Source organism: Phytobacter cepae, assembly GCF_054165735.1.
Genome location: NZ_CM135107.1, coordinates 3,912,924 through 3,934,264, shown reverse-complemented (window position 1 = coordinate 3,934,264; position 21,341 = coordinate 3,912,924). Strand labels below are relative to the sequence as shown.

The following is a 21,341-nucleotide window of genomic DNA, read 5'->3' as shown; positions in this document are numbered from 1 at the left end:
GGCACAACAGCAGCGCATCATGATGCTTCCTCATATGGGGTTTAAAAGCAGATTGCCTTAAGCTAAAAAATTCAACCAATAACGTTCTTTTCTAATTTATGTCCGTTGGGGGTTCGTTGCTTTTGCGAAAAACAGATAAAGCATGACGGTTGCGATAGCAGAATAAATCCGATAGACTTTTGTTATGTTATAACAATACATTCGAGGGCAAAATGAAACCCGATATTCACCCGCACTACCGCACCGTGGTGTTTCATGACACCAGTGCGAACCAGTACTTCAAAGTAGGTTCAACGATCAAAACCGATCGTGAGATTGAGCTGGAAGGCGAAACCTACCCCTATGTCACTTTAGATGTCTCTTCGGCGTCACATCCGTATTACACGGGCAAGCAAAAAGTGGTGGGAACGGAAGGGAGCGCTGCACGTTTTCAACAGCGTTATGGCCGCTTTATTGGAACCAAACGGGACTAAATCATGCAGGTGCTCAACTCGTTACGCAGTGCAAAACAACGCCACCCTGACTGCCAGATTGTCCGGCGCAAGGGGCGTATTTATGTGATTTGCAAATCTAACCCGCGCTTTAAGGCCGTGCAGGGGAAAAAGAAAAGGCGTTAATCGCGAAAGTGCTCAAGGGGTTGCCGTTGTTTGCCGTCGGCCGTGAAATTGTCGGCGGCAAGCCACTGGCGAAACGCCCGATCCAGACGCGGCCATTCGCTATCAATCACCGAAAACCAGTCCGTATCCCGGTTGCGGCCCTTGCTCACCAGTGCCTGGCGAAACCGACCTTCATACTGAAAACCCAAGCGCTGTGCGGCTCGTCTTGAGGGCGCGTTCAGGCTGTTACACTTCCACTCATAACGGCGATAACCGAGCGTCTCCATGGCATAGCGCATCAACAGCCACTGCGCCTCTGTTGCGGCGGCGGTGCGAACCAATAGCGGTGAGAAATGCACACTGCCCACTTCCACGACCCCATTACTGGCATCAATCCTCATCAGTGAGAGCGAGCCGACGGGTAACTGCGTGAGCTTATCGATAACCGCAAAATGCAGCGGATCTTTTAACTCGCAGACGCTGGCGACCCATGCCGTAAAGGCGTCGGCGTGCGGATCTGCTTCACGCAGCATCCAGGTCCAACTGCGGGTGTCCCCGGCGAGGCTGTGTGCCGCAAAGAGGGCCGGGGCGTGCTCGGCCCGAAGCGGTTCCAGACGGCAATACTGGCCTTCAAGCGTGACGCGCTGGGGTAAAGGACGAGGCTGCCAGTCAGGCAGGGGCTCCCCCACGGGTTGTCCGTAGTGATTCAGTTGACTCATGATGGCTCCTTTGTACAGTTGCGTTCATCCTGACCGTTATGTGGTTCCCTAAGAAGTACCATCAGGCTATATTTTCATAGGACCACCTATGGAGCATGAAGATGAATATTCCCGATGAAGCGCTTGAGGCTCTTCTGCGCGCGGCGCTGAATAGGCGGGGCAGGCTAACCCGCCAGCGCGCGCTTTACCTGACGCTTCGGGAGGCCATTCTCAGCGGCAGGCTCAAAGCAGATAGCCTGCTCCCGGGGTCGCGAGCACTGGCGAAAGCGTTGACGGTTTCACGTAACACCATCAATGCGGCGCTGGAACAGCTCACTATCGAAGGGTTTGTGGCACGCGAACGCCAGGGGACACGCGTACTGATGCTGGCAAGCAATGCGGAGGAGGTCCAGGCACCCACTGTCGCACTTGCTCAGCGGGTAAACGCCCTGCCGCGGGGGGCAACGCGACATTCGCCCGTTTTCACGTTTACGCCAGGGTTACCTGCGGTGAATTATTTCCCCATGGCGACCTGGCGAAGGCTGACTGAACGCGTCTGGCGTGAAGAAGGAAGTCGGCTGCTGGGCTATGGCGATTCTGCGGGAGAACTGCGACTACGGCGAGCGATTGCCCGCCATCTGGCGCTGGCGCGGGGCATTCATTGTGAAGCCGAACAAATCGTCATTACTGAAGGGGCCCAGGAAGCATTGCTGCTTTGCGTGCATCTGCTTTGCGACCCAGGGGACAGCGCGTGGGTTGAAGAGCCGGGATACAACGGCGCGAAAAGCGCCTTTCTGGCGGCCGGACTGCGCGTGAGTGGTATACCCCTGGATGACGAAGGAATGCTGCTCCCCCCCGATCTCCCCTTACCACGCATCATGTACACCTCACCTTCTCATCAATATCCGTTAGGGTATGTCATGAGTGCGGCCAGGCGGCTACAGCTGCTGGAGGCCGCGAGAAAATCAGGAAGCTGGATTATCGAAGATGATTATGACAGTGAATTTCGCTATCACGGCGATCCGGTTCCTGCCATGCTTGGCATGTTGCCTCATCCTCCGGTGGTCTATCTTGGAACCTTCAGTAAAACGCTCTTTCCGTCGTTGCGCATCGGTTTTATGGTGATGCCGCCTGCCCTGGTACAGGCTGCCGCGCCGGTTATTGGTAGCCTGCTGCGTGGGGGGCATCGCAGCGAACAACTGGCATTAGCGCAGTTTATCGAAGAAGGATATTACGCGCGTCATCTGGCGGCTATGCGCCGTTTATACCGTACACGGCAGGAGATATTGCGTGAGACGCTCATGAATGAGCTGACTGTGCCGTACCATCTGCTGGGGGGCGAAGGGGGTTTACACGTCACGCTGTCTGTAACGGGGATTAACGATCGTGAACTGGTCCGTGAGGCGCAGAAATATCATCTTGCCCCTCACGCCCTCAGTCGATTTTACTTGTCGCCGTCACGGGAATCTCAGGGGCTGGTACTGGGGTTTGGAAATACTTCAGCCAGCCTGTTTCCTTCAGCGGTACGGACACTGAACAACCTTATTGAACGGCACCTGGACGGGAAAGGGTGAAAACATCGTAGAAGGAGAGTTCGCCTTTCCGTGCGATCATTTTCTGCAACTGTGATTTGCTGTCTACGTCCACCGCCGGGGAGCTGAGGATGGCGTTGATCAACTCCGGCGGAACAAAACGGGTGTTGTACCATTCACCGTTGTAGCACACGCGGAAATCGAGCACATCGATATCATCATAGCGATAACGTGGCGAGACATCGAAGAAGAAGAACGCGTTCAGCAGTGCAAAGAGCACCACCAGCAACCAGACCGATCCTTCCAGAGTTTCCGATTGCAACATAACGGCAAGGGTCGCGAAGAAAGCGACGTACATGCCAACAAACAGCCCGGGGTGTTTGCGAATAAAGCTGATGCTAAAGCGCGGACGATTGTCACGTTTTTCGCGATGATTAATGTCGTCAATGGTTTCGTTGAGCAGCCGCTGGATCTCTGTCATCTGACGCCTTCGTATTGAGTTTTATGCAGGGAATAAGATATTTTAGGTTGCCGCATTGTGTGAAAAAAGTAACAGTTTTGCGGCAAAAAAGGATAACAGTTACTCTTTTCCTTCCGGCAACGTTTTTATGATCCGCGCAGGATTACCACCGACGACGGTATTGGCTGCCACATCCTTAACGACCACCGCACCCGATGCGATAACGGCATTGTCGCCGATGGTGACGCCAGGGTTTATCACCGCACGCCCGCCAATCCAGACATTGTTGCCAATTCGAACCGGTTTACCAAATTCAACCCCGCTGTTACGCTCTGCCGCATCTAAGGGATGCGTCGCGGTGTAGATATGCACACCGGGCGCCAACACGCAGTTGTCACCAATGTGGATAGGGCACACATCCAGCATGACACAATCAAAATTGGCGTAGAATTCTTTGCCTAAATAAATATTGTAACCGTAGTCACAACGAAAGCTCGGTTCAATATATGCGTCAGCACCCTGGCCCAATAATTCTGAAAGAATGGCTTTACGCTCGGCTTTGTCATATGGGCTGGAGTGGTTATAACGATGAAGTAACTCTCTGGCATGCATCCGATCGGCGCGCAGCGTTTCATCAGCTGGCTGATAGGGGAGTCCCGAAATCATCTTTTGTTTTTCTTCATTCATGAAGATATCGCACACCTGCTAAAGCATGATAAAAACTGAAGTCATATTTAACGTCGCGGAGGATTAGCGTACAAATTTCCACACGGAAGAAGGGATTTTGTCGTAAAGCTTATTCATGGTGAGTTCAGCCAGACGATGGTCCGCTGCTGAATAAAACACCGTTAGTTCATCGTCAGGAAGTTCGTATTTATTTTTTTCAATAACACGTTCCAGAGTGTCAATTGATTGACAGCGTCTTAAACGCATCAAATAATCAACTTTGGTTAATGGTTTGTCGGACATAAATTTACCTTTACTGGTTGTAATATTTAACAGGAATGGCTAACGGGGTTAGCCTTGCTCACATTCACGAAAGAACGAAACAGGCGATTGCCTGATTTACGCCATTTCTGCAAGTCTAGTGTGTTGATACCATAGCTACTGAACAGCATAAACGTATCATCAAGGTATTCGTCTATCTGTTCAATCAGCTTATTATCTTCATTATACTTAATTTTATAATTAAGTGCGAAGGTTGCGATATGCTCGATCAACTCATTTAACTGCAAATTGATTGCTGACGTAGGGTCGTTAACCCAACCATGATGACTTTCTTCGAGATTGACGAGGCAATCATGGTACAACGTTTCGCAGAGAAATTTAAGCTGTGCAATATCATGCCTTTTTGGCGAGTATTCGTCCATCACGCATCCCCTTCTGAGTCGCTTTTTTTTTACTAATCAAACACTGCTCGGGATGGAAACTTCTGATCTGACCAGCAGCCTGTGCTGCTTTCTGCATTGATTTAACTATAAGCTAGTCTTAAAGAGATTTCATGGCGCTATTACGAAAAATTACAATTATTCCATTTATCTTGCCTTAGTAAGCCAGAGCCTCTCACAAAGGCGGATCATATCGTCTGGCTAGCCACAGCAGAAGGCAAAGAACATTCCTTTAACTTCATCGTGTTAGCGGCGAAAATGGTCATTGAAGGTAATATAAATACCGCACGTTAAGAATAACCAGGAATATTCTTACTTAAAGAGATTGTACCAGTTAATTAAGAATAATACCTGGATATATAAGCCATACCGTAAATGCCATATTAATTCTAAGCCTTATTTATCATTCATAAAATAAACAATCAGACAATAAGTGTATTTAATGTTTTTTCCCCACGCGAAAAAAAAGGCCGCTTGCGCGGCCTTTTCATTTAGCTAACTCAGTGTTGCTCAACCTTATGGCTGTGCTCCACATCTTCGTTTTTGCGACTAAAGCGGCGGCGTACCACCACGAAGAACACAGGGACAAAGAAGATAGCCAGTACGGTTGCGGTGATCATACCGCCCATAACACCGGTACCAACGGCGTTCTGCGCGCCACTACCCGCGCCTGAGCTGATAACCAGCGGCAGAACCCCGAGGATGAACGCCAGTGACGTCATCAGGATCGGACGCAGACGCATACGAACCGCTTCCAGGGTGGATTCAATCAACCCTTTGCCTTCTTTATCCATCAGATCTTTGGCGAATTCCACAATCAGTATTGCGTTCTTCGCCGACAAACCAATGGTTGTCAGCAGGCCCACCTGGAAGTACACGTCGTTCGTCAGCCCGCGGAAGGTTGCCGCCAACAGTGCACCAATAACCCCAAGCGGAACGACCAGCATGACCGAGAAGGGAATTGACCAGCTCTCGTACAGGGCGGCCAGACACAGGAACACGACGATCAGTGAGATGGCATACAGGGCCGGCGCCTGGTTACCGGACAGGCGCTCCTGATAGGACATCCCCGTCCAGTCATAACCGATACCTGTCGGCAATTTACCTGCCAGCTCTTCCATCATCGCCATTGCTTCACCGGTACTTTTACCCGGTGCTGCCTGGCCGAGGATTTCCATCGACGGTAAGCCGTTGTAACGTTCCAGACGCGGTGAACCATACTCCCAATGCGAGGTGGCAAAGGCAGAGAAGGGCACCATTTGTCCGTTAGTTCCGCGTACAAACCAGTTTCCAATATCGTCTGGCAGCATACGGTATTTCGCCTCAGCCATCAGATACACTTTTTTCACGCGACCACGGTCGATAAAGTCATTCACATAGCTACCACCCCATGCTGAACCCAGCGTGGTATTGATGTCGCTAAGAGAAACGCCCAGTGCCTGCGCTTTTTCCTGATCGATATTGATTTTGAACTGCGGGGTATCCTCCAGACCGTTTGGACGAACGCCCACCAGCAGGTCAGGGTGCTTGGCAATTTCACCAAACAATTGGTTACGCGCCTGCATCAGTTTGTCATGACCGAGGTTAGCCTGGTCAATCAACTGGAAGTCAAAGCCGGTCGCCGTACCCAGTTCCACAATCGCGGGCAGGTTAAAGGCGAAGACCATCGCATCTTTAATCTGCGAGAAGTGCGCACTTGCACGGCCTGCAATGGCCGGAACCTTGTTATCTTCGCCCGGACGCTCATCCCAACCTTTCAACGAAACGAACGCAAGACCCGTGTTCTGCCCACGACCCGAGAAGCCGAAGCCGTTAACGGTAAACACTGAGTTTACGTTGGCTTTTTCGTTATCGAGGTAGTATTTGGACACTTCATCCAGCACCTTCTGCGTACGCTCTTGCGTCGCACCCGCCGGAAGCTGTGCCATGGTCAGGAACACGCCCTGGTCTTCATCTGGCAGGAACGAACTTGGCAGACGCACAAACAGCACCGCCATGCCCACCACGATAATGATGTACAGCACCAGGTAACGACCGGTACTGCGCAGGATATTGCCCACGCTGTCGGTGTAGTGGTGCGTACTCTTATCAAATACGCGGTTGAACCAGCCAAAGAAGCCTTTCTTGCCTTCGCCATGATCGCCTTTGGCAATCGGTTTGAGCATGGTCGCACACAGCGCAGGCGTCAGAATCAATGCTACCAACACTGACAGGGCCATTGCCGAAACGATGGTGATAGAGAACTGACGGTAAATTGCACCGGTTGAACCCCCGAAGAAGGCCATCGGGATAAATACTGCCGACAGCACCATCGCAATACCGACCAGTGCGCCCTGAATCTGGCCCATGGATTTACGCGTGGCTTCTTTCGGCGGTAATCCTTCTTCGGACATTACACGCTCGACGTTTTCGACCACTACGATGGCGTCATCCACCAGCAGACCGATCGCCAGCACCATACCAAACATGGTAAGGGTGTTTATCGAGTAACCAAAGATCGAGAGGATAGCAAAAGTCCCCAACAACACGACCGGCACCGCGATGGTAGGAATCAGCGTGGCGCGGAAGTTCTGCAGGAACAGGTACATGACCAGGAATACCAGCACGATCGCTTCAACCAGCGTTTTCACTACTTCGTTAATAGAGATCTTAACGAACGGCGTAGTGTCGTACGGATAAACCACTTTCAGCCCGTGTGGGAAGAACGGTTCAAGTTTGGCAATGGTTGCACGTACCGCATTTGCGGTGTCGAGGGCGTTAGCCCCGGTGGCCAGCTTAATGCCGAGACCGGATGCGGGTTGACCGTTGTAGCGTGCGATAACGTCATAGTTTTCACCGCCCAACTCAATCTTCGCAACATCACGCAGACGAACCTGTGAACCATCCTGATTCACTTTCAGCATAATTTTGCCGAACTCTTCGGTGGATGTCAGACGGGTCTGCGCAATGATGGAGGCGTTCAACTGCTGGCCTTTCACCGGCGGTGTACCGCCCAACTGACCTGCGGCGACCTGGGCGTTCTGCGCTTTGATAGCCGTAATCACATCCACTGGCGTCAGCTGGAAGTTGTTCAGTTTGGTCGGGTCCATCCAGATACGCATGGCGTACTGCGCACCAAACAGCTGTACGTCACCCACGCCGGTCGTACGGCTGACCGGGTCTTTTACCGTCGCGCCGACATAGTCCGCGATATCTTCCTGCGTCATGGAACCATCGGTACTGATCATACCGAGAACCATCAGGAAGCTACTGGAGGACTTCTCAACGCTCACGCCTTGTTGCTGTACTTCCTGCGGTAACAACGGCATGGCCAGTTGCAGTTTGTTCTGCACCTGGACCTGCGCGATGTCTGCGTCAGTACCGGAATCAAAGGTGATTGTTATCTGTACCGTACCAGAGGAATCACTGGTGGAGGACATATAAAGCAGGCCATCGATACCGTTCATATTCTGTTCGATAACCTGCGTCACGGTGTCCTGCACCGTTTTGGCATCAGCACCTGGGTAGGACGCGCTAATCTGAATTGCCGGTGGCGCAATCGTTGGATATTGCGCAACAGGCAGCTTCAGGATCGCAAGACCCCCGGCCAGCATGATGATGATCGCGATCACCCACGCAAATATGGGGCGATCAATAAAGAAATTTGGCATGTCTTAACGGCTCCTGTTTAAGTTAAGACTTAGACGGCTGGGATTGCTCACCTGCCTGGGCTTGCTCTTTGTTATCTGCCGTCACTTCCTGAGCTTTTACCTGCGCACCCGGTCTCACTTTCTGCAAACCGGTGATAATGACGCGATCGCCCGCTTTCAGACCATCCGTTACCAGCCACTTGTCACCAATCGCCTGAGAGGCAGTAAGATTGCGAATTTCAACCTTATCGCCTTCACCCACGACCATCGCTGTCGCTTCGCCACGTGGTGTACGGGTGACACCCTGTTGCGGAACCAACAGGGCATTAGGATTAGTGCCTTCTTCCAGTTTGGCGCGAACAAACAGCCCTGGCAGCAGCGTCATATCCTTGTTAGGAAAAATGGCGCGTAACGTAATTGAGCCGGTTGTTTGATCCACGGTGACGTCAGAAAACTCCAGCGTACCGGTTTGCGGATATTTCACACCGTCGTTCGTGACCAGTTCAACTTTCGCTTTGCCGTTTTCCTGTTTCAGCGTGCCGTTCGCCAGTTCCTGCTTCAAACGCAGGTAATCATTACTGGATTGGGTAACGTCAACATAGATAGGGTCGAGCTGCTGAACGGTCGCCATCGCCGTTGTCTGACCGGTTTGCACCAGCGCGCCTTCGGTAACCGAAGATTTGCCAATACGGCCACTGATTGGCGATGTGACTTTGGTGTAAGCAAGGTTGATACGTGCCGTTTCAACGGCGGCTTTCGCTGCGACGACAGCAGCAGACGCTTGTTGTGCATCAGCACGGGCAGTATCGAAGTCCTGTTGACTGATGTACTTGGTGCCGATCAGCTTCTGATAACGGTTGAGGGTCATTTGCGCGATATTGGCAGCGGCCTGCGCTTTCGCTAAATCACCTTTTGCGCTTTCATAAGAGGCCTGATAGGTCGCCGGATCAATCTGATAAAGTGAGACACCCGCCTCAACGTCACTCCCTTCAGTGAAGTTGCGCTTTAAAATAATACCACTCACCTGCGGACGGACTTCTGCAATACGGAATGCACTGGTCCTGCCCGGAAGCTCTGTTGTGACCTGCAGAGGTTCAGTTTTGAGTGTGACTACACCCACTTCTGGCATCTGCCCCGCACCCTGCTGTTGAGCGGGTTTTTCGTCACATCCTGTAAGCGCTAAGCTGCCTGAAAGCATCAGAACGACCGCCAGAGGCGTGAACCCTCTGTTTTTGTTCATATGTAAACCTCGAGTTTCCGATTTCAAATTGATCAATGGATCACGTATCCCAAACCCATTGCTGCGTTTATATTATCGTCATGCTATGGTACAAACATTCATAAATGTATGTAAATCTGACTCCTGTCAATTCACCAACATATGGCACGAAAAACCAAACAGCAGGCTCTGGAAACGCGTCAACACATCCTTGATGTGGCTATGCGCCTTTTTTCCCAGCAGGGCGTCTCGTCAACCTCCCTTGCAGATATTGCGCAGGCGGCGGGGGTAACACGTGGTGCAATTTATTGGCACTTCAAAAACAAGTCGGAATTATTCAGTGAAATCTGGGAATTGTCAGAGTCCAGCATTAGCGATCTTGAAACTGAGTATCGGGCAAAATTCCCCGGCGATCCACTCTCAGTTTTAAGGGAAATTTTGGTCTATGTCCTTGAAGCTACCGTTATTGAAGAGCGCCGCCGTCTGATGATGGAGATCATTTTTCACAAATGTGAATTTGTCGGCGAAATGGCCATTGTTCAACAGGCACAGCGAAATTTATGCCTCGAAAGTTACGACCGTATTGAGCAAACGCTCAAAGACTGCATGGAAGCAAAATTACTGCCGGCAAATTTGCTAACAAGGCGGGCGGCAATTCTGATGCGAGGCTATATTTCCGGCATCATGGAAAACTGGCTTTTTGCCCCTCAATCCTTTGACTTGAAAACAGAAGCCAGGGACTTTGTGGCAATTCTACTCGAAATGTGCAGCTTTTGCCCAACGCTTCATAATAGCGCGGAAAATCAGACAGCTTAAGTCCATTCGATGCGGAAATTTTGGCGCTGAATCTCAAGGACTAGGTTGTCTTTTCGCGGCGTGGTATTCTTCGGCGGTGGCTAGTTCCGGCCATCTTTCCTGTATACAGATTAATCACGCAAATGATGCTGCATTTCACACGCTCGCGCCGCCCGCTCACAGCTTTAGCTGTCATGCTATTTATTCTCTTTGCCTTCTTCACCGGTAACGCCGTTGGGGCAGTGACAGGCACGGATTTACCGTCCCGCAACGACGTTCAGAGCCAACTTGACGCGCTGAACAAGCAAAAAGATCACACTGCGGTCGACAAACTGGTCATTGAAGATCTGACAGCCACGCTGGATACCCTCGATAAAATCGATCGGGTGAAGCAGGAAACAGCCCTGCTCAAACAAAAAGTGACCCAGGCGCCGGATAAGCTTCGCCAGGCCACGGATGCGCTCAGCAGTTTGAGCGATAAAGATAACGATGATGAGACGCGTAAAACACTTGCGACGTTATCCTTGCGTCAGCTTGAGTCACGCCTCGCCCAGTTGCTTGACGATCTTCAGACATCGCAAAATGATTTATCCAATTACAACAGCCAGTTAGTCTCGTTACAGACGCAGCCGGAACGGGTACAGAATCAAATGTATACTGCCTCGCAGCAGTTGCAGCAGATTCGCAACCGTCTGAATGGCACCGCCGCCGGAGAAGGGGCATTACGTCCGACACAGCAAACCTTGCTGCTGGCCGAGCAGGCGCTGCTGAATGCGCAAATCGAGCAGCAGCGTAAGAGCCTGGAAGGCAACACGACGCTCCAGGATACGCTGCAGAAACAGCGTGATTATGTCACCGCCAACAGTAATCGCCTGGAGCACCAGCTACAGCTTCTCCAGGAAGCAGTAAACAATAAGCGACTCACGCTAACCGAAAAAACGGCGCAGGAAGCGGTCACCCCGGACGAAACTGCGCGTATTCAGTCTGTCCCCCTGGTCAAACAGGAACTGGACGTCAATCATCAGCTTAGCCAGAAGCTCATCACCGCCACTCAAAACGGCAATGCGCTGGTACAGCAGAATATCAAAGTGAAAAACTGGCTCGATCGTGCACTCCAGTCTGAGCGCACGATTAAAGAGCAGATTTCTGTCCTGAAAGGCAGCCTGCTGCTGTCGCGTATTCTTTATCAGCAGCAGCAAACGTTGCCTTCGGCGGACGAGCTTGAGGATATGACCAACCGCATCGCGGACTTGCGCCTTGAGCAGTTTGAAGTGAACCAGCAGCGTGATGCGCTGTTCCAGAGCGATACTTTCGTCGCCAAACTGGAAGAGGGCCATCAGAGTGATGTCAACGATGAGGTCCACGATGCCCTTCTGCAAGTCGTGGACATGCGCCGTGAGCTGCTCGATCAGTTAAACAAGCAGTTGGGTAACCAACTGATGATGGCAATCAATCTGCAGGTCAATCAGCAGCAGCTGATGAGCGTATCCAAAAGCTTACAAGAAATTCTGACCCAGCAAATTTTCTGGGTTAACAGCAACAAACCGATGGACTGGGACTGGATTAAGTCCTTCCCGCAGGCGCTGAAAGACCAGATCAGCAAGATGAAAATCACGGTGAACTGGGAGAAAGCCTGGCCTGCGGTGGCGATCGCCTTTTTGACCGGTTTGCCGTTACTGCTGATTGCCGGGCTTATCCGCTGGCGCCTGAGCTGGCTGCGAAGCTACCAGGCTAAGCTCGCCTTACAGGTGGGGCAGTTGCGTAACGACAGCCAACTGCATACGCCAAAGGCGATCTTTATCGATCTTATTCGCGCGCTGCCGGTGTGCCTGATTATTCTGGCGGCCGGGCTCATTCTCCTGACCATGCAACTGAGCATCAGTGAATTGTTGTGGGCATTCAGTAAAAAACTGGCGGTCTTCTGGCTGGTATTTGGCTTGTGCTGGAAAGTGCTGGAGAGAGACGGGGTGGCGGTGAACCACTTCAATATGCCGGAGCAGCTCACCAGCCACTGGCGTCGGCAAATTGTCCGCATTAGCCTCGCGCTGTTACCTCTGCATTTCTGGTCGGTGGTCTCTGAACTCTCTCCGCTGCATCTGATGGACGATGTGCTCGGGCAGACGGTGATTCTGCTGAACTTACTGGTTATCTCCGGGCTGGTCTGGCCGATGTTCCGCGAAAGCTGGCGCGATAAAGAGTCCCACAGCATTCGTCTGGTGACCATCACCGTTCTGGCTTTTGTACCGGTGGCGTTGATGGTGCTGACGGCAACGGGCTACTTCTACACTACGCTGCGTTTGTCAGGCCGCTGGATCGAAACGGTTTATCTGGTGATTGTCTGGAATCTGCTCTATCAGACAGTGTTACGTGGCTTGAGCGTGGCGGCCAGACGTATTGCTTACCGCCGTGCCCTGGCGCGTCGCCAGAACATGGTCAAAGAGGGCGCTGAAGGGGCTGAGCCGCAGGAAGAGCCCACCATCGCCCTTGAGCAGGTCAACCAGCAGACGCTGCGTATTACCATGCTGGTGATGATCTCTCTGTTCGCCGTAATGTTCTGGGCAATTTGGTCCGATCTGATCACCGTATTCGCCTATCTGGACAGCGTGGTGCTCTGGCATTACAACGGTACCGAAGCCGGCGCTGCGGTGATGAAGAGTGTCACCATGGGCAGTCTGCTCTTTGCGGTTATCGCGTTTGTTATCGCCTGGGCGCTGATTCGAAACCTCCCCGGTTTGCTTGAAGTGCTGGTGCTCTCCCGGCTGAACATGCGCCAGGGGGCGTCGTATGCCATCACCACGATTCTCAATTACGTCATTATTGGGGCCGGGGCGATGACGGTGTTCGGCTCGCTGGGGGTCTCCTGGGATAAACTGCAATGGCTGGCTGCAGCATTGTCAGTCGGCCTCGGTTTTGGCTTGCAGGAAATTTTCGGTAACTTTGTCTCCGGTCTTATTATCCTGTTTGAACGTCCGGTGCGCATTGGTGATACGGTCACTATCGGCACCTTCTCCGGATCGGTCAGTAAGATCCGTATTCGTGCCACGACGATCACCGATTTTGACCGCAAAGAGGTCATTATTCCCAACAAGGCATTTGTGACCGAACGTCTGATTAACTGGTCACTGTCCGACACCATTACCCGTGTGGTCATTCGTCTTGGCGTCGCCTACGGTTCGGATCTGGATAAGGTGAAAGCAATTTTACTGCAGGCGGCGATGGAGCATCCGAAAGTGATGCACGATCCTGAACCGTCGGTCTTCTTCACCACCTTTGGCCCGAGTACGCTGGATCATGAACTGCGTCTGTATGTGCGCGAACTGCGCGACCGCAGTTACACCGTGGATGAGCTAAACCGCACCATCGACAGATTGTGCCGTGAAAACGGCATCAATATCGCCTTCAATCAGCTTGAAGTGCATCTGCGCAATGAAAAGGGTGAAGAGCACCGGGAAGTGAAGCGTGAGATCAAAGGCGATGATCCCACGCCTGCCATTGATTGAGTGACTAACTGACCCCTCTCTCGTCAGGGCTGAGGAATCCCCAGTAATATTCCATTGCAGCGATAACACTGCACAATGAGAATAAAACTGTCACCGCGATGACAGGGTCCGGCTGAAAATCGACGAAGCGTATCCGCAAGGCCGGGGCGACGCGCAGGGATGCGCGGCGAGGGCGACTTTACACGGACGTTTCCTTCGCCCGTCCCCGATAAGCCTGAAGGCATACGCTGAGTGGACCGCCCCAGCGGCGATTTTCCTGGCCGGGAGCCCGGGTCGCCAGGGTGGTGGCGGTGAACCACCCTGGCACGTTCACGGGTTCTGGAGCGATAGAAAAGCAAGGAACATAAGGTGAACGGAATGACCCTCAGAGCCGCATGTTTCCCCTCACCCTAACCCTCTCCCTCAAGGGAGAGGGGACCACTCGTGCACGCATTTTTTCTGGGGATCCCTCAGCTCGTCAGGGAGAGGGGGCGGGCATTGCAGCTGATCGTTGTTCGATTTTTTTCTCAAAATCTCTGCGGACCATCTCCAGCGCCTTCAGTACCGTATCCGGTGCAACCTCATGCTCTTCCAGTAGCATAATCAAATCGACCGCCAGCTTGACCTCGTCCGGGGCGTTTTCCAGTGACATAATTTTTCCTCGTTTAACGTGTCAGGTGGGCCAATACGCGTTCTATTTTATCCAGTGCATGGCGGCAGCGGCGTAACCTTTCATCAAAGGCGATAATTTCTTTATGTAGCTGCTGTTGTTCGGCAAAGGTGGCAACCTGAATGACTTTCTCTTCACGTTCGCGTTTCATATTCATCAATCGTTGTTCAAACGCCTGATGCTGAAGTCGCTTACGTTGCCATTTTGCGATGCCCGGCTTCGCCGCGTCCCATCCTCGCAAAGACCAGGCCGTACTTTCCCGTAACAGGGCCGCAACCTGGGAGGTTAACTGCTCCGCCAGCCAGGCAACCTGGGGTAACTGTTTTGCTTCAACGGCATGGCGCAAAGCGCGTAAATTCTCCCACGCTTCGTCGAGACAGGCGCGTAGCAGGGTACTACGCGTCCGAAAAAGCTGCCGGTCAAAACGTGGGCTCACGGTAGCATGCGTCGACAAGGGGGTAATCACCCGGGTCAGCTCTGCTAATTTTTGTTCCAGCGTCTGTAACAGCAAGGTGCTTTTCACTTCGGACTCCCCTGAAAAACCTGCGACTATGCTACATTAGCCGCTCATCTTGATAACGATTCGCATTATGAAACGAACTATTTTAATCATCATTGGCTGGCTTGCGGTAGTGCTGGGCACGCTGGGTGTGGTTTTGCCGCTGTTGCCGACGACGCCGTTTATCCTGCTCGCGGCATGGTGTTTCGCGCGATCTTCCCCACGTTTTCATAACTGGCTGCTTTACCGTTCCTGGTTTGGTGGGTATTTACGCCACTGGCAACAGTATCGGGCGATGCCGCCTGGCGCTAAGCCGAGGGCGATTGCGGTGATTCTGGTGACGTTCGCCATCTCATTATGGTTCGTTAAGATGATGTGGGTACGGATCCTGCTTCTGGTTATCCTCACCTGCCTGCTTATTTTTATGTGGCGACTGCCGGTGGTTGATGCAAAGCAACAAAAACCGTAAAGGGCAGTAATCGCTGTTGCAATTGTCGCGCTCAGCCAGTAAATTCTGGCGTTTTCGAGCACAGGTACGACTGGTTAAATGTTAACCGTCGGTTACAGCGAAACGTAACCTGTACCGTGAGTAATACCGTTTCTATCAGGCAAAAAATCCATGACAGCGACTGCGCAGCAGCTTGAATTTCTCAAAAACAGCATCAAAAGCATTCAGGATTACCCAAAACCGGGGATTCTGTTCCGTGATGTCACCAGTTTGCTGGAAGACCCGAAAGCATACGCTCTCAGCATTGAACTGCTGGTTGAGCGTTTTAAAGACGCCGGGATCACCAAAGTAGTCGGCACCGAAGCGCGTGGCTTCCTGTTCGGCGCACCTGTTGCGTTGGGACTGGGGGTGGGTTTTGTACCCGTACGCAAACCACGTAAACTGCCGCGCGAAACCATCGCAGAAAGCTATGAGCTGGAGTACGGTACCGACCAGTTAGAGATCCACATTGATGCGATTCAGACTGGCGACAAAGTGCTGGTGGTTGACGATCTGCTGGCGACCGGTGGCACCATCGAAGCCACGGTAAAACTGATCCGCCGTCTGGGTGGCGAAGTGACCGACGCGGCCTTCATCATCAACTTGTTCGATCTCGGCGGTGAACAACGCCTGGAAAAACAGGGCATCACCAGCTATTGCTTAGTGCCTTTCCCGGGTCACTAATCTTCAGACTCTCTTATTTGCCCTTTTGATTCCGGGCAGTGCTCGTCGTCTTCACGTACAGCGTGTACGCGCCGGCGACTGCGCGCTGTCCGCAAGCCAACTGGCTGCAACGATAATCTGATCTTTACCGAAAGACACGACCTCGCTGATTTTGTGAGGTTGTGATAGCATTCCCCTCAATCAATTCACCTTCCAGCGTTTCAGAGCCTGCCAATGAGTTATCAGGTCTTAGCCCGAAAATGGCGACCCCAAACTTTCGCGAGCGTAGTCGGCCAGGAGCATGTACTTACTGCACTGGCGAACGGCTTAACCTCCGGACGCATCCATCATGCCTACCTGTTTTCCGGTACGCGTGGTGTGGGTAAAACCTCTATCGCCCGACTGCTGGCGAAAGGACTGAACTGCGAAACGGGGATTACGGCCACGCCGTGTGGCGTGTGCGACAGCTGCCGTGAAATCGAACAGGGGCGTTTTGTCGATCTGATTGAAATCGACGCCGCCTCGCGAACCAAAGTCGAAGATACCCGCGATCTGCTGGATAACGTACAGTACGCACCGGCCCGTGGTCGATTCAAAGTCTATCTCATCGATGAAGTCCACATGCTGTCGCGTCACAGCTTCAACGCGCTGTTAAAAACGCTTGAAGAGCCGCCTGAGCACGTCAAATTTTTACTGGCAACGACCGATCCGCAAAAGCTGCCGGTAACGATTCTCTCCCGCTGCCTGCAGTTTCATCTTAAGGCGCTGGATGTCGATCAGATTCGCCAGCAGCTTGAGCACATTCTGGATGAAGAGAAGATCGGTCATGAGACTCGCGCCCTGCAGCTTATCGCCCGTGCGGCGGATGGCAGTCTGCGTGATGCATTGAGTCTGACCGATCAGGCCATCGCCAGCGGTGACGGCAACCTGACCGCGCAGGTGGTAAGCACCATGCTTGGCACCCTGAATGACGATCAGGCACTGGCGCTGATTGAAGCCATTGCGGCGGCCGACGGTGAAAGGGCGATGGCGCTGGTCAATGACGCCGCGTCTCGTGGCGTTGAGTGGGAAGCCCTGCTGGTCGAGATGCAAATGCTCATCCACCGCATTGCGATGGTGCAGTTAACGCCCGCCGCACTGGGCAGTGACATGGCGGCTATTGAGCAGCGCATGCGCGAACTGGCGCGGATTATCCCGCCCACCGACGTACAACTTTATTACCAGACCTTGCTGATTGGCCGTAAAGAGCTGCCCTATGCTCCGGACAGGCGCATGGGTATGGAGATGACTCTGCTGCGCGCGCTGGCATTTCACCCGCGTGAGCCGCTGACCGTACCCGATGCCCCGCAGCACGCTTTCGCTCCTGTCGCCCCGAAGGCGGTGTTAAGTACGTCGCAGTTGGCCCCCCAGGCTGAAGCCGCAGCACCCGCGCCGCAACCTCAGCAGGATGCGGCCCTGCCGGAAGCGACCAACCAGGTGTTGGCCGCGCGTCGTCAGTTGCAACGCGCTCAGGGAGCCGACAAAGCAAAAAAGAGTGAACCGGCAGCCGCAACCCGCGTGCGGCCGGTGAATAACAACGCCCTCGAAAGACTGGCGTCAATGACTGAGCGGGTGCAATCCCGCCCGTCAGGTGCAGCAAAGGCCGAGGCGCCGGTTAAGAAAGAGGCCTATCGCTGGAAGGCCACGACGGTGGTTGACGAGGTCAAAGAGACTGTCGCCACTCCCAAGGCGTTAAAAAAGGCGCTGGAACATGAAAAAACACCTGAGCTTGCGAAAAAGCTGGCGGAAGAGTCGCTGGTGCGTGATGCCTGGGCGGCAGAAGTAAGTCAGCTCAGTTTGCCGAAGCTGGTTGAGCAGGTGGCGCTTAATGCCTGGAAAGAGCAGGATGACAACCGCATTACCTTGCATTTGCGTTCGACTCAACGCCATCTGAATTCACCGTCGGCACAGAAAACGCTGGCGGATGCGCTGAGCGGGCTTCACGGCGTGACGGTTGAATTGACTATCATTGAAGATGATAATCCGGCAGTACGCACGCCGCTGGAATGGCGACAGGCCATCTATGAAGAAAAACTCGCGCAGGCGCGTGAGGCGATTATTGCGGATAACAATATCCAGACCCTGCGTCGGTTCTTCGACGCCGATCTGGATGAAGAGAGTATTCGCCCCCTTTGATCGTGAGTCTGACTTACGGTTGTAATCCTTAAACGTGAAAGAGAGATAAGCCTATGTTCGGTGGAAAAGGCGGTCTGGGTGGTCTGATGAAGCAGGCCCAGCAGATGCAAGAAAAAATGCAGCAGATGCAGGAAGAGATCGCGAAGCTGGAAGTGACCGGTGAATCCGGTGCAGGCCTGGTGAAAGTGACCATCAATGGCGCGCACAACTGCCGTCGCGTTGAAATCGACCCCAGCCTGCTGGAAGACGACAAAGAGATGCTCGAAGATCTGGTCGCTGCTGCATTCAACGATGCCGCTCGCCGCATTGAAGAAACTCAGAAAGAAAAAATGGCCTCTGTTTCCTCCGGAATGCAGCTGCCGCCAGGCTTTAAGATGCCGTTCTGATGCAAACCAGTCCGCTGTTAACGCAGCTAATGGAAGCGCTGCGCTGCCTGCCGGGTGTTGGCCCGAAGTCGGCGCAACGTATGGCGTTTACGCTTTTGCAGCGCGATCGCAGCGGCGGAATGCGCCTCGCGCAGGCTTTGACCCGCGCGATGTCAGAAATTGGCCACTGTGCGGATTGCCGTACCTTTACCGAGCAGGAGGTCTGCAATATCTGCAGTAATCCTCGTCGGCAGGAAAACGGTCAAATCTGTATCGTGGAAAGCCCGGCAGACATCTACGCCATTGAGCAGACCGGGCAGTTTTCCGGTCGCTACTTTGTGCTGATGGGCCACCTTTCACCGCTGGATGGCATCGGGCCTGACGACATTGGTCTGGACCGGCTGGAGCAACGTCTGGAGGCGGAAACGCTGTCAGAAGTTATCCTTGCGACCAATCCCACGGTAGAAGGTGAGGCCACTGCCAACTATATTGCCGAGCTTTGCGGGCAGTATGGCGTAGAGGCCAGCCGTATCGCCCATGGCGTGCCGGTTGGCGGCGAACTGGAAATGGTCGATGGCACCACGCTGTCCCACTCTCTGGCAGGTCGCCACAAGATTAAATTCTGACCAAACGGAGGCTGCTCTTTTGGCCTCCGCTTGAAAAATCCCTTCCATATCCCCATCTCCCCTTCATCATTTCAATAGCCTGGCGCATTGTGTGGTAGACCACGTGTCTGCGGCATGAAGAAGCATGGCTTAATCCATTAAATGGCATTGTTGAGGTCGAGATAGATGAAAGGACAAGAAACCCGCGGTTTCCAGTCAGAAGTGAAACAACTTCTGCACCTGATGATCCATTCCCTGTATTCCAATAAAGAAATTTTCCTGCGCGAGCTGATTTCTAACGCGTCGGATGCGGCGGATAAACTGCGTTTTCGCGCACTGTCAAAACCGGATCTGTATGAAGGTGATGGCGACCTGCGTGTCCGCGTCTCATTCAATAAAGAGAACCGCACCCTGACCATCGCCGATAACGGTATCGGGATGAGCCGCGATGAAGTCATCGAAAACCTCGGCACCATTGCGAAGTCCGGCACCAAATCTTTCCTTGAATCTATGGGTTCCGACCAGGCAAAAGACAGTCAGTTGATTGGTCAGTTTGGTGTTGGTTTTTACTCCGCATTTATCGTTGCTGATAAAGTGTCCGTGCGCGCCCGTGCTGCCGGTGAGAGCGCGGAAAATGGCGTGTTCTGGGAGTCTCAGGGCGAAGGCGAATACACCGTTGCCGACATCACTAAAGAAGACCGCGGTACCGAAATTACGCTGCACCTGCGTGAAGGCGAAGATGATTTCCTCGACGACTGGCGTGTGCGTTCGGTGATCGGCAAATATTCCGACCACATTGCGCTGCCGGTAGAAATTGAAAAGCAGGAAGAGGTCGACGGCGAGACCGTGGTCTCCTGGGAAAAAATCAACAAAGCGCAGGCGCTGTGGACCCGTAACAAGGCGGAAATTAAAGAGGACGAGTACAAAGCGTTCTACAAACACATCGCCCACGACTTTACCGACCCACTGGCATGGAGCCACAACCGCGTGGAAGGTAAGCAGGAGTACACCAGCCTGCTGTTTATCCCGTCCCAGGCGCCGTGGGACATGTGGAACCGTGACCATAAACATGGGCTGAAACTCTATGTCCAGCGCGTGTTTATCATGGATGAAGCTGAGCAGTTCATGCCGAACTATCTGCGCTTCGTACGCGGTCTGATAGATTCCAACGACCTGCCGCTGAACGTCTCCCGTGAAATTCTGCAGGACAGCACCGTGACCCGCAATCTGCGTAATGCGCTGACCAAGCGCGCGCTGCAGATGCTGGAAAAACTGGCAAAAGATGATGCGGAAAAATACCTGGGCTTCTGGAAACAGTTTGGCCTGGCGCTGAAAGAAGGTCCGGCTGAAGATAATGCCAACCAGCAGGCCATTGCCAAACTGTTGCGTTTTGCCTCCACGCACAACGACTCTTCTGAGCAGACCGTATCGCTGGATGAATACGTCTCCCGCATGAAAGAAGGCCAGGAGAAAATCTATTTCATCACCGCCGACAGCTATGCCGCAGCGAAAAGCAGCCCGCACCTGGAACTGCTGCGCAAAAAAGGCATTGAGGTTCTGCTGCTTTCCGATCGTATCGACGAATGGATGATGAGCTACCTGACCGAGTTTGACGGTAAAGCCTTCCAGTCTGTGTCCAAAGCGGATGAGTCACTGGATAAACTGGCTGATGAAGTGGACGATACCGTGAAAGAGGCGGAAAAAGCCCTTGAGCCGTTCGTTGAGCGTGTGAAAAACCTGCTGGGCGATCGTGTGAAAGAGGTACGTCTGACTCACCGTCTGACCGACACGCCGGCTATCGTCACGACCGATAACGACGAGATGAGCACCCAGATGGCGAAATTGTTTGCCGCTGCGGGCCAGAGCGTGCCGGAAGTGAAATATCTCTTTGAGCTGAACCCGGATCACCCGTTAGTAAAACGCACGGCAGACACGCAAGATGAAGCGCAGTTTGCGCAATGGGTTGAACTGCTGATGGATCAGGCGCTGCTCGCCGAGCGCGGTACGCTGGAAGATCCGAACCAGTTCATCAAGCGCGTGAATGCGCTGCTGCTGAGCTAAGTTCTTCAAACGCCTCATCA

General features: G+C 53.0%; 20 protein-coding genes and 1 other annotated feature. Of the genes, 11 read left to right on the top strand and 9 right to left on the bottom strand.

The window, feature by feature from the left end; all coding sequences use genetic code 11:
* Positions 1-212 precede the first annotated feature (212 nt).
* Both ACUY4Q_RS18600 and ykgO read left to right on the top strand, forming a co-directional pair.
* Positions 213-473: a type B 50S ribosomal protein L31 gene (locus ACUY4Q_RS18600; RefSeq protein WP_458044188.1), complete on the top strand. Its 261-nt coding sequence runs from the start codon at positions 213-215 to the stop codon at positions 471-473.
* Positions 474-476: 3 nt separating this feature from the next.
* Entirely contained in the window at positions 477-617 is a 141-nt protein-coding gene (gene ykgO, locus ACUY4Q_RS18595; protein WP_023478279.1) for a type B 50S ribosomal protein L36, read from the top strand.
* On the opposite strand, the gene ACUY4Q_RS18590 is transcribed toward ykgO, so the two are convergent.
* On the bottom strand, positions 614-1,315 hold the full coding sequence (locus ACUY4Q_RS18590; protein WP_458044187.1) for a GNAT family N-acetyltransferase: 702 nt from the start codon (positions 1,313-1,315) through the stop codon (positions 614-616). The genes ykgO and ACUY4Q_RS18590 overlap by 4 nt on opposite strands.
* A 101-nt stretch (positions 1,316-1,416) precedes the next feature.
* On the opposite strand from ACUY4Q_RS18590, the gene pdxR reads away from it, so the two are divergent.
* Complete coding sequence (gene pdxR / locus ACUY4Q_RS18585; RefSeq protein ID WP_458044186.1) at positions 1,417-2,868, top strand: MocR-like pyridoxine biosynthesis transcription factor PdxR; 1,452 nt, start codon at positions 1,417-1,419, stop codon at positions 2,866-2,868.
* On the opposite strand, the gene ACUY4Q_RS18580 is transcribed toward pdxR, so the two are convergent.
* The 6 genes from ACUY4Q_RS18580 to acrA all read right to left on the bottom strand — a co-directional run bounded on the left by ACUY4Q_RS18580 (position 2,837) and on the right by acrA (position 9,543).
* Complete coding sequence (locus tag ACUY4Q_RS18580) at positions 2,837-3,307, bottom strand: YlaC family protein (RefSeq protein ID WP_458044185.1); 471 nt, start codon at positions 3,305-3,307, stop codon at positions 2,837-2,839. The genes pdxR and ACUY4Q_RS18580 overlap by 32 nt on opposite strands.
* Before the next feature lie 99 nt (positions 3,308-3,406).
* Positions 3,407-3,973 (bottom strand): maltose O-acetyltransferase, encoded by a 567-nt coding sequence (gene maa, locus ACUY4Q_RS18575; RefSeq protein ID WP_458044184.1) that lies wholly within the window; start codon positions 3,971-3,973, stop codon positions 3,407-3,409.
* 63 nt (positions 3,974-4,036) lie between these two features.
* On the bottom strand, positions 4,037-4,255 hold the full coding sequence (gene hha / locus ACUY4Q_RS18570) for a hemolysin expression-modulating protein Hha (protein ID WP_458044183.1): 219 nt from the start codon (positions 4,253-4,255) through the stop codon (positions 4,037-4,039).
* Positions 4,256-4,281: 26 nt separating this feature from the next.
* Positions 4,282-4,656: an Hha toxicity modulator TomB gene (gene tomB / locus ACUY4Q_RS18565; protein ID WP_458047386.1), complete on the bottom strand. Its 375-nt coding sequence runs from the start codon at positions 4,654-4,656 to the stop codon at positions 4,282-4,284.
* 518 nt (positions 4,657-5,174) lie between these two features.
* Positions 5,175-8,324, bottom strand: coding sequence for a multidrug efflux RND transporter permease subunit AcrB (gene acrB / locus ACUY4Q_RS18560; protein ID WP_458044182.1), 3,150 nt, complete (start codon positions 8,322-8,324; stop codon positions 5,175-5,177).
* Between the two features lie 22 nt (positions 8,325-8,346).
* On the bottom strand, positions 8,347-9,543 hold the full coding sequence (gene acrA / locus ACUY4Q_RS18555) for a multidrug efflux RND transporter periplasmic adaptor subunit AcrA (protein ID WP_458044181.1): 1,197 nt from the start codon (positions 9,541-9,543) through the stop codon (positions 8,347-8,349).
* Between the two features lie 141 nt (positions 9,544-9,684).
* Here acrA and acrR point away from each other — a divergent pair, with 141 nt between their 5' ends.
* Positions 9,685-10,338 carry a multidrug efflux transporter transcriptional repressor AcrR gene (acrR, locus tag ACUY4Q_RS18550; RefSeq protein WP_458044180.1) on the top strand — a complete coding sequence of 218 codons (654 nt, stop codon included), beginning with the start codon at positions 9,685-9,687 and terminating at the stop codon, positions 10,336-10,338.
* A gap of 173 nt (positions 10,339-10,511) precedes the next feature.
* Positions 10,512-13,817: a mechanosensitive channel MscK gene (gene mscK / locus ACUY4Q_RS18545; RefSeq protein ID WP_458044179.1), complete on the top strand. Its 3,306-nt coding sequence runs from the start codon at positions 10,512-10,514 to the stop codon at positions 13,815-13,817.
* A 457-nt stretch (positions 13,818-14,274) separates the two neighbouring features.
* Here the strand turns inward: mscK and rsmS are convergent, their stop codons facing one another.
* Entirely contained in the window at positions 14,275-14,448 is a 174-nt protein-coding gene (gene rsmS, locus ACUY4Q_RS18540; RefSeq protein WP_458044178.1) for a pleiotropic regulatory protein RsmS, read from the bottom strand.
* Between the two features lie 13 nt (positions 14,449-14,461).
* Positions 14,462-14,989, bottom strand: coding sequence for a primosomal replication protein N'' (priC, locus tag ACUY4Q_RS18535; RefSeq protein ID WP_458044177.1), 528 nt, complete (start codon positions 14,987-14,989; stop codon positions 14,462-14,464).
* A 67-nt stretch (positions 14,990-15,056) separates the two neighbouring features.
* Here priC and ACUY4Q_RS18530 point away from each other — a divergent pair, with 67 nt between their 5' ends.
* The 6 genes from ACUY4Q_RS18530 to htpG all read left to right on the top strand — a co-directional run bounded on the left by ACUY4Q_RS18530 (position 15,057) and on the right by htpG (position 21,321).
* A complete protein-coding gene (locus ACUY4Q_RS18530; RefSeq protein ID WP_458044176.1) occupies positions 15,057-15,434 on the top strand; it encodes a DUF454 family protein in 378 nt (125 codons plus the stop codon).
* Between the two features lie 150 nt (positions 15,435-15,584).
* On the top strand, positions 15,585-16,136 hold the full coding sequence (gene apt, locus ACUY4Q_RS18525; protein WP_458044175.1) for an adenine phosphoribosyltransferase: 552 nt from the start codon (positions 15,585-15,587) through the stop codon (positions 16,134-16,136).
* A 213-nt stretch (positions 16,137-16,349) separates the two neighbouring features.
* A complete protein-coding gene (gene dnaX, locus ACUY4Q_RS18520) occupies positions 16,350-18,290 on the top strand; it encodes a DNA polymerase III subunit gamma/tau (protein ID WP_458044174.1) in 1,941 nt (646 codons plus the stop codon).
* Positions 17,623-17,687: a sequence feature (DnaX frameshifting element), on the top strand. It overlaps the preceding gene by 65 nt.
* 53 nt (positions 18,291-18,343) lie before the next feature.
* Complete coding sequence (locus ACUY4Q_RS18515; RefSeq protein WP_458044173.1) at positions 18,344-18,676, top strand: YbaB/EbfC family nucleoid-associated protein; 333 nt, start codon at positions 18,344-18,346, stop codon at positions 18,674-18,676.
* Complete coding sequence (gene recR, locus ACUY4Q_RS18510; RefSeq protein WP_458044172.1) at positions 18,676-19,281, top strand: recombination mediator RecR; 606 nt, start codon at positions 18,676-18,678, stop codon at positions 19,279-19,281. The genes ACUY4Q_RS18515 and recR overlap by 1 nt, the downstream gene beginning before the upstream one ends.
* A gap of 165 nt (positions 19,282-19,446) precedes the next feature.
* Positions 19,447-21,321: a molecular chaperone HtpG gene (gene htpG / locus ACUY4Q_RS18505; protein ID WP_458044171.1), complete on the top strand. Its 1,875-nt coding sequence runs from the start codon at positions 19,447-19,449 to the stop codon at positions 21,319-21,321.
* Positions 21,322-21,341 lie beyond the last annotated feature (20 nt).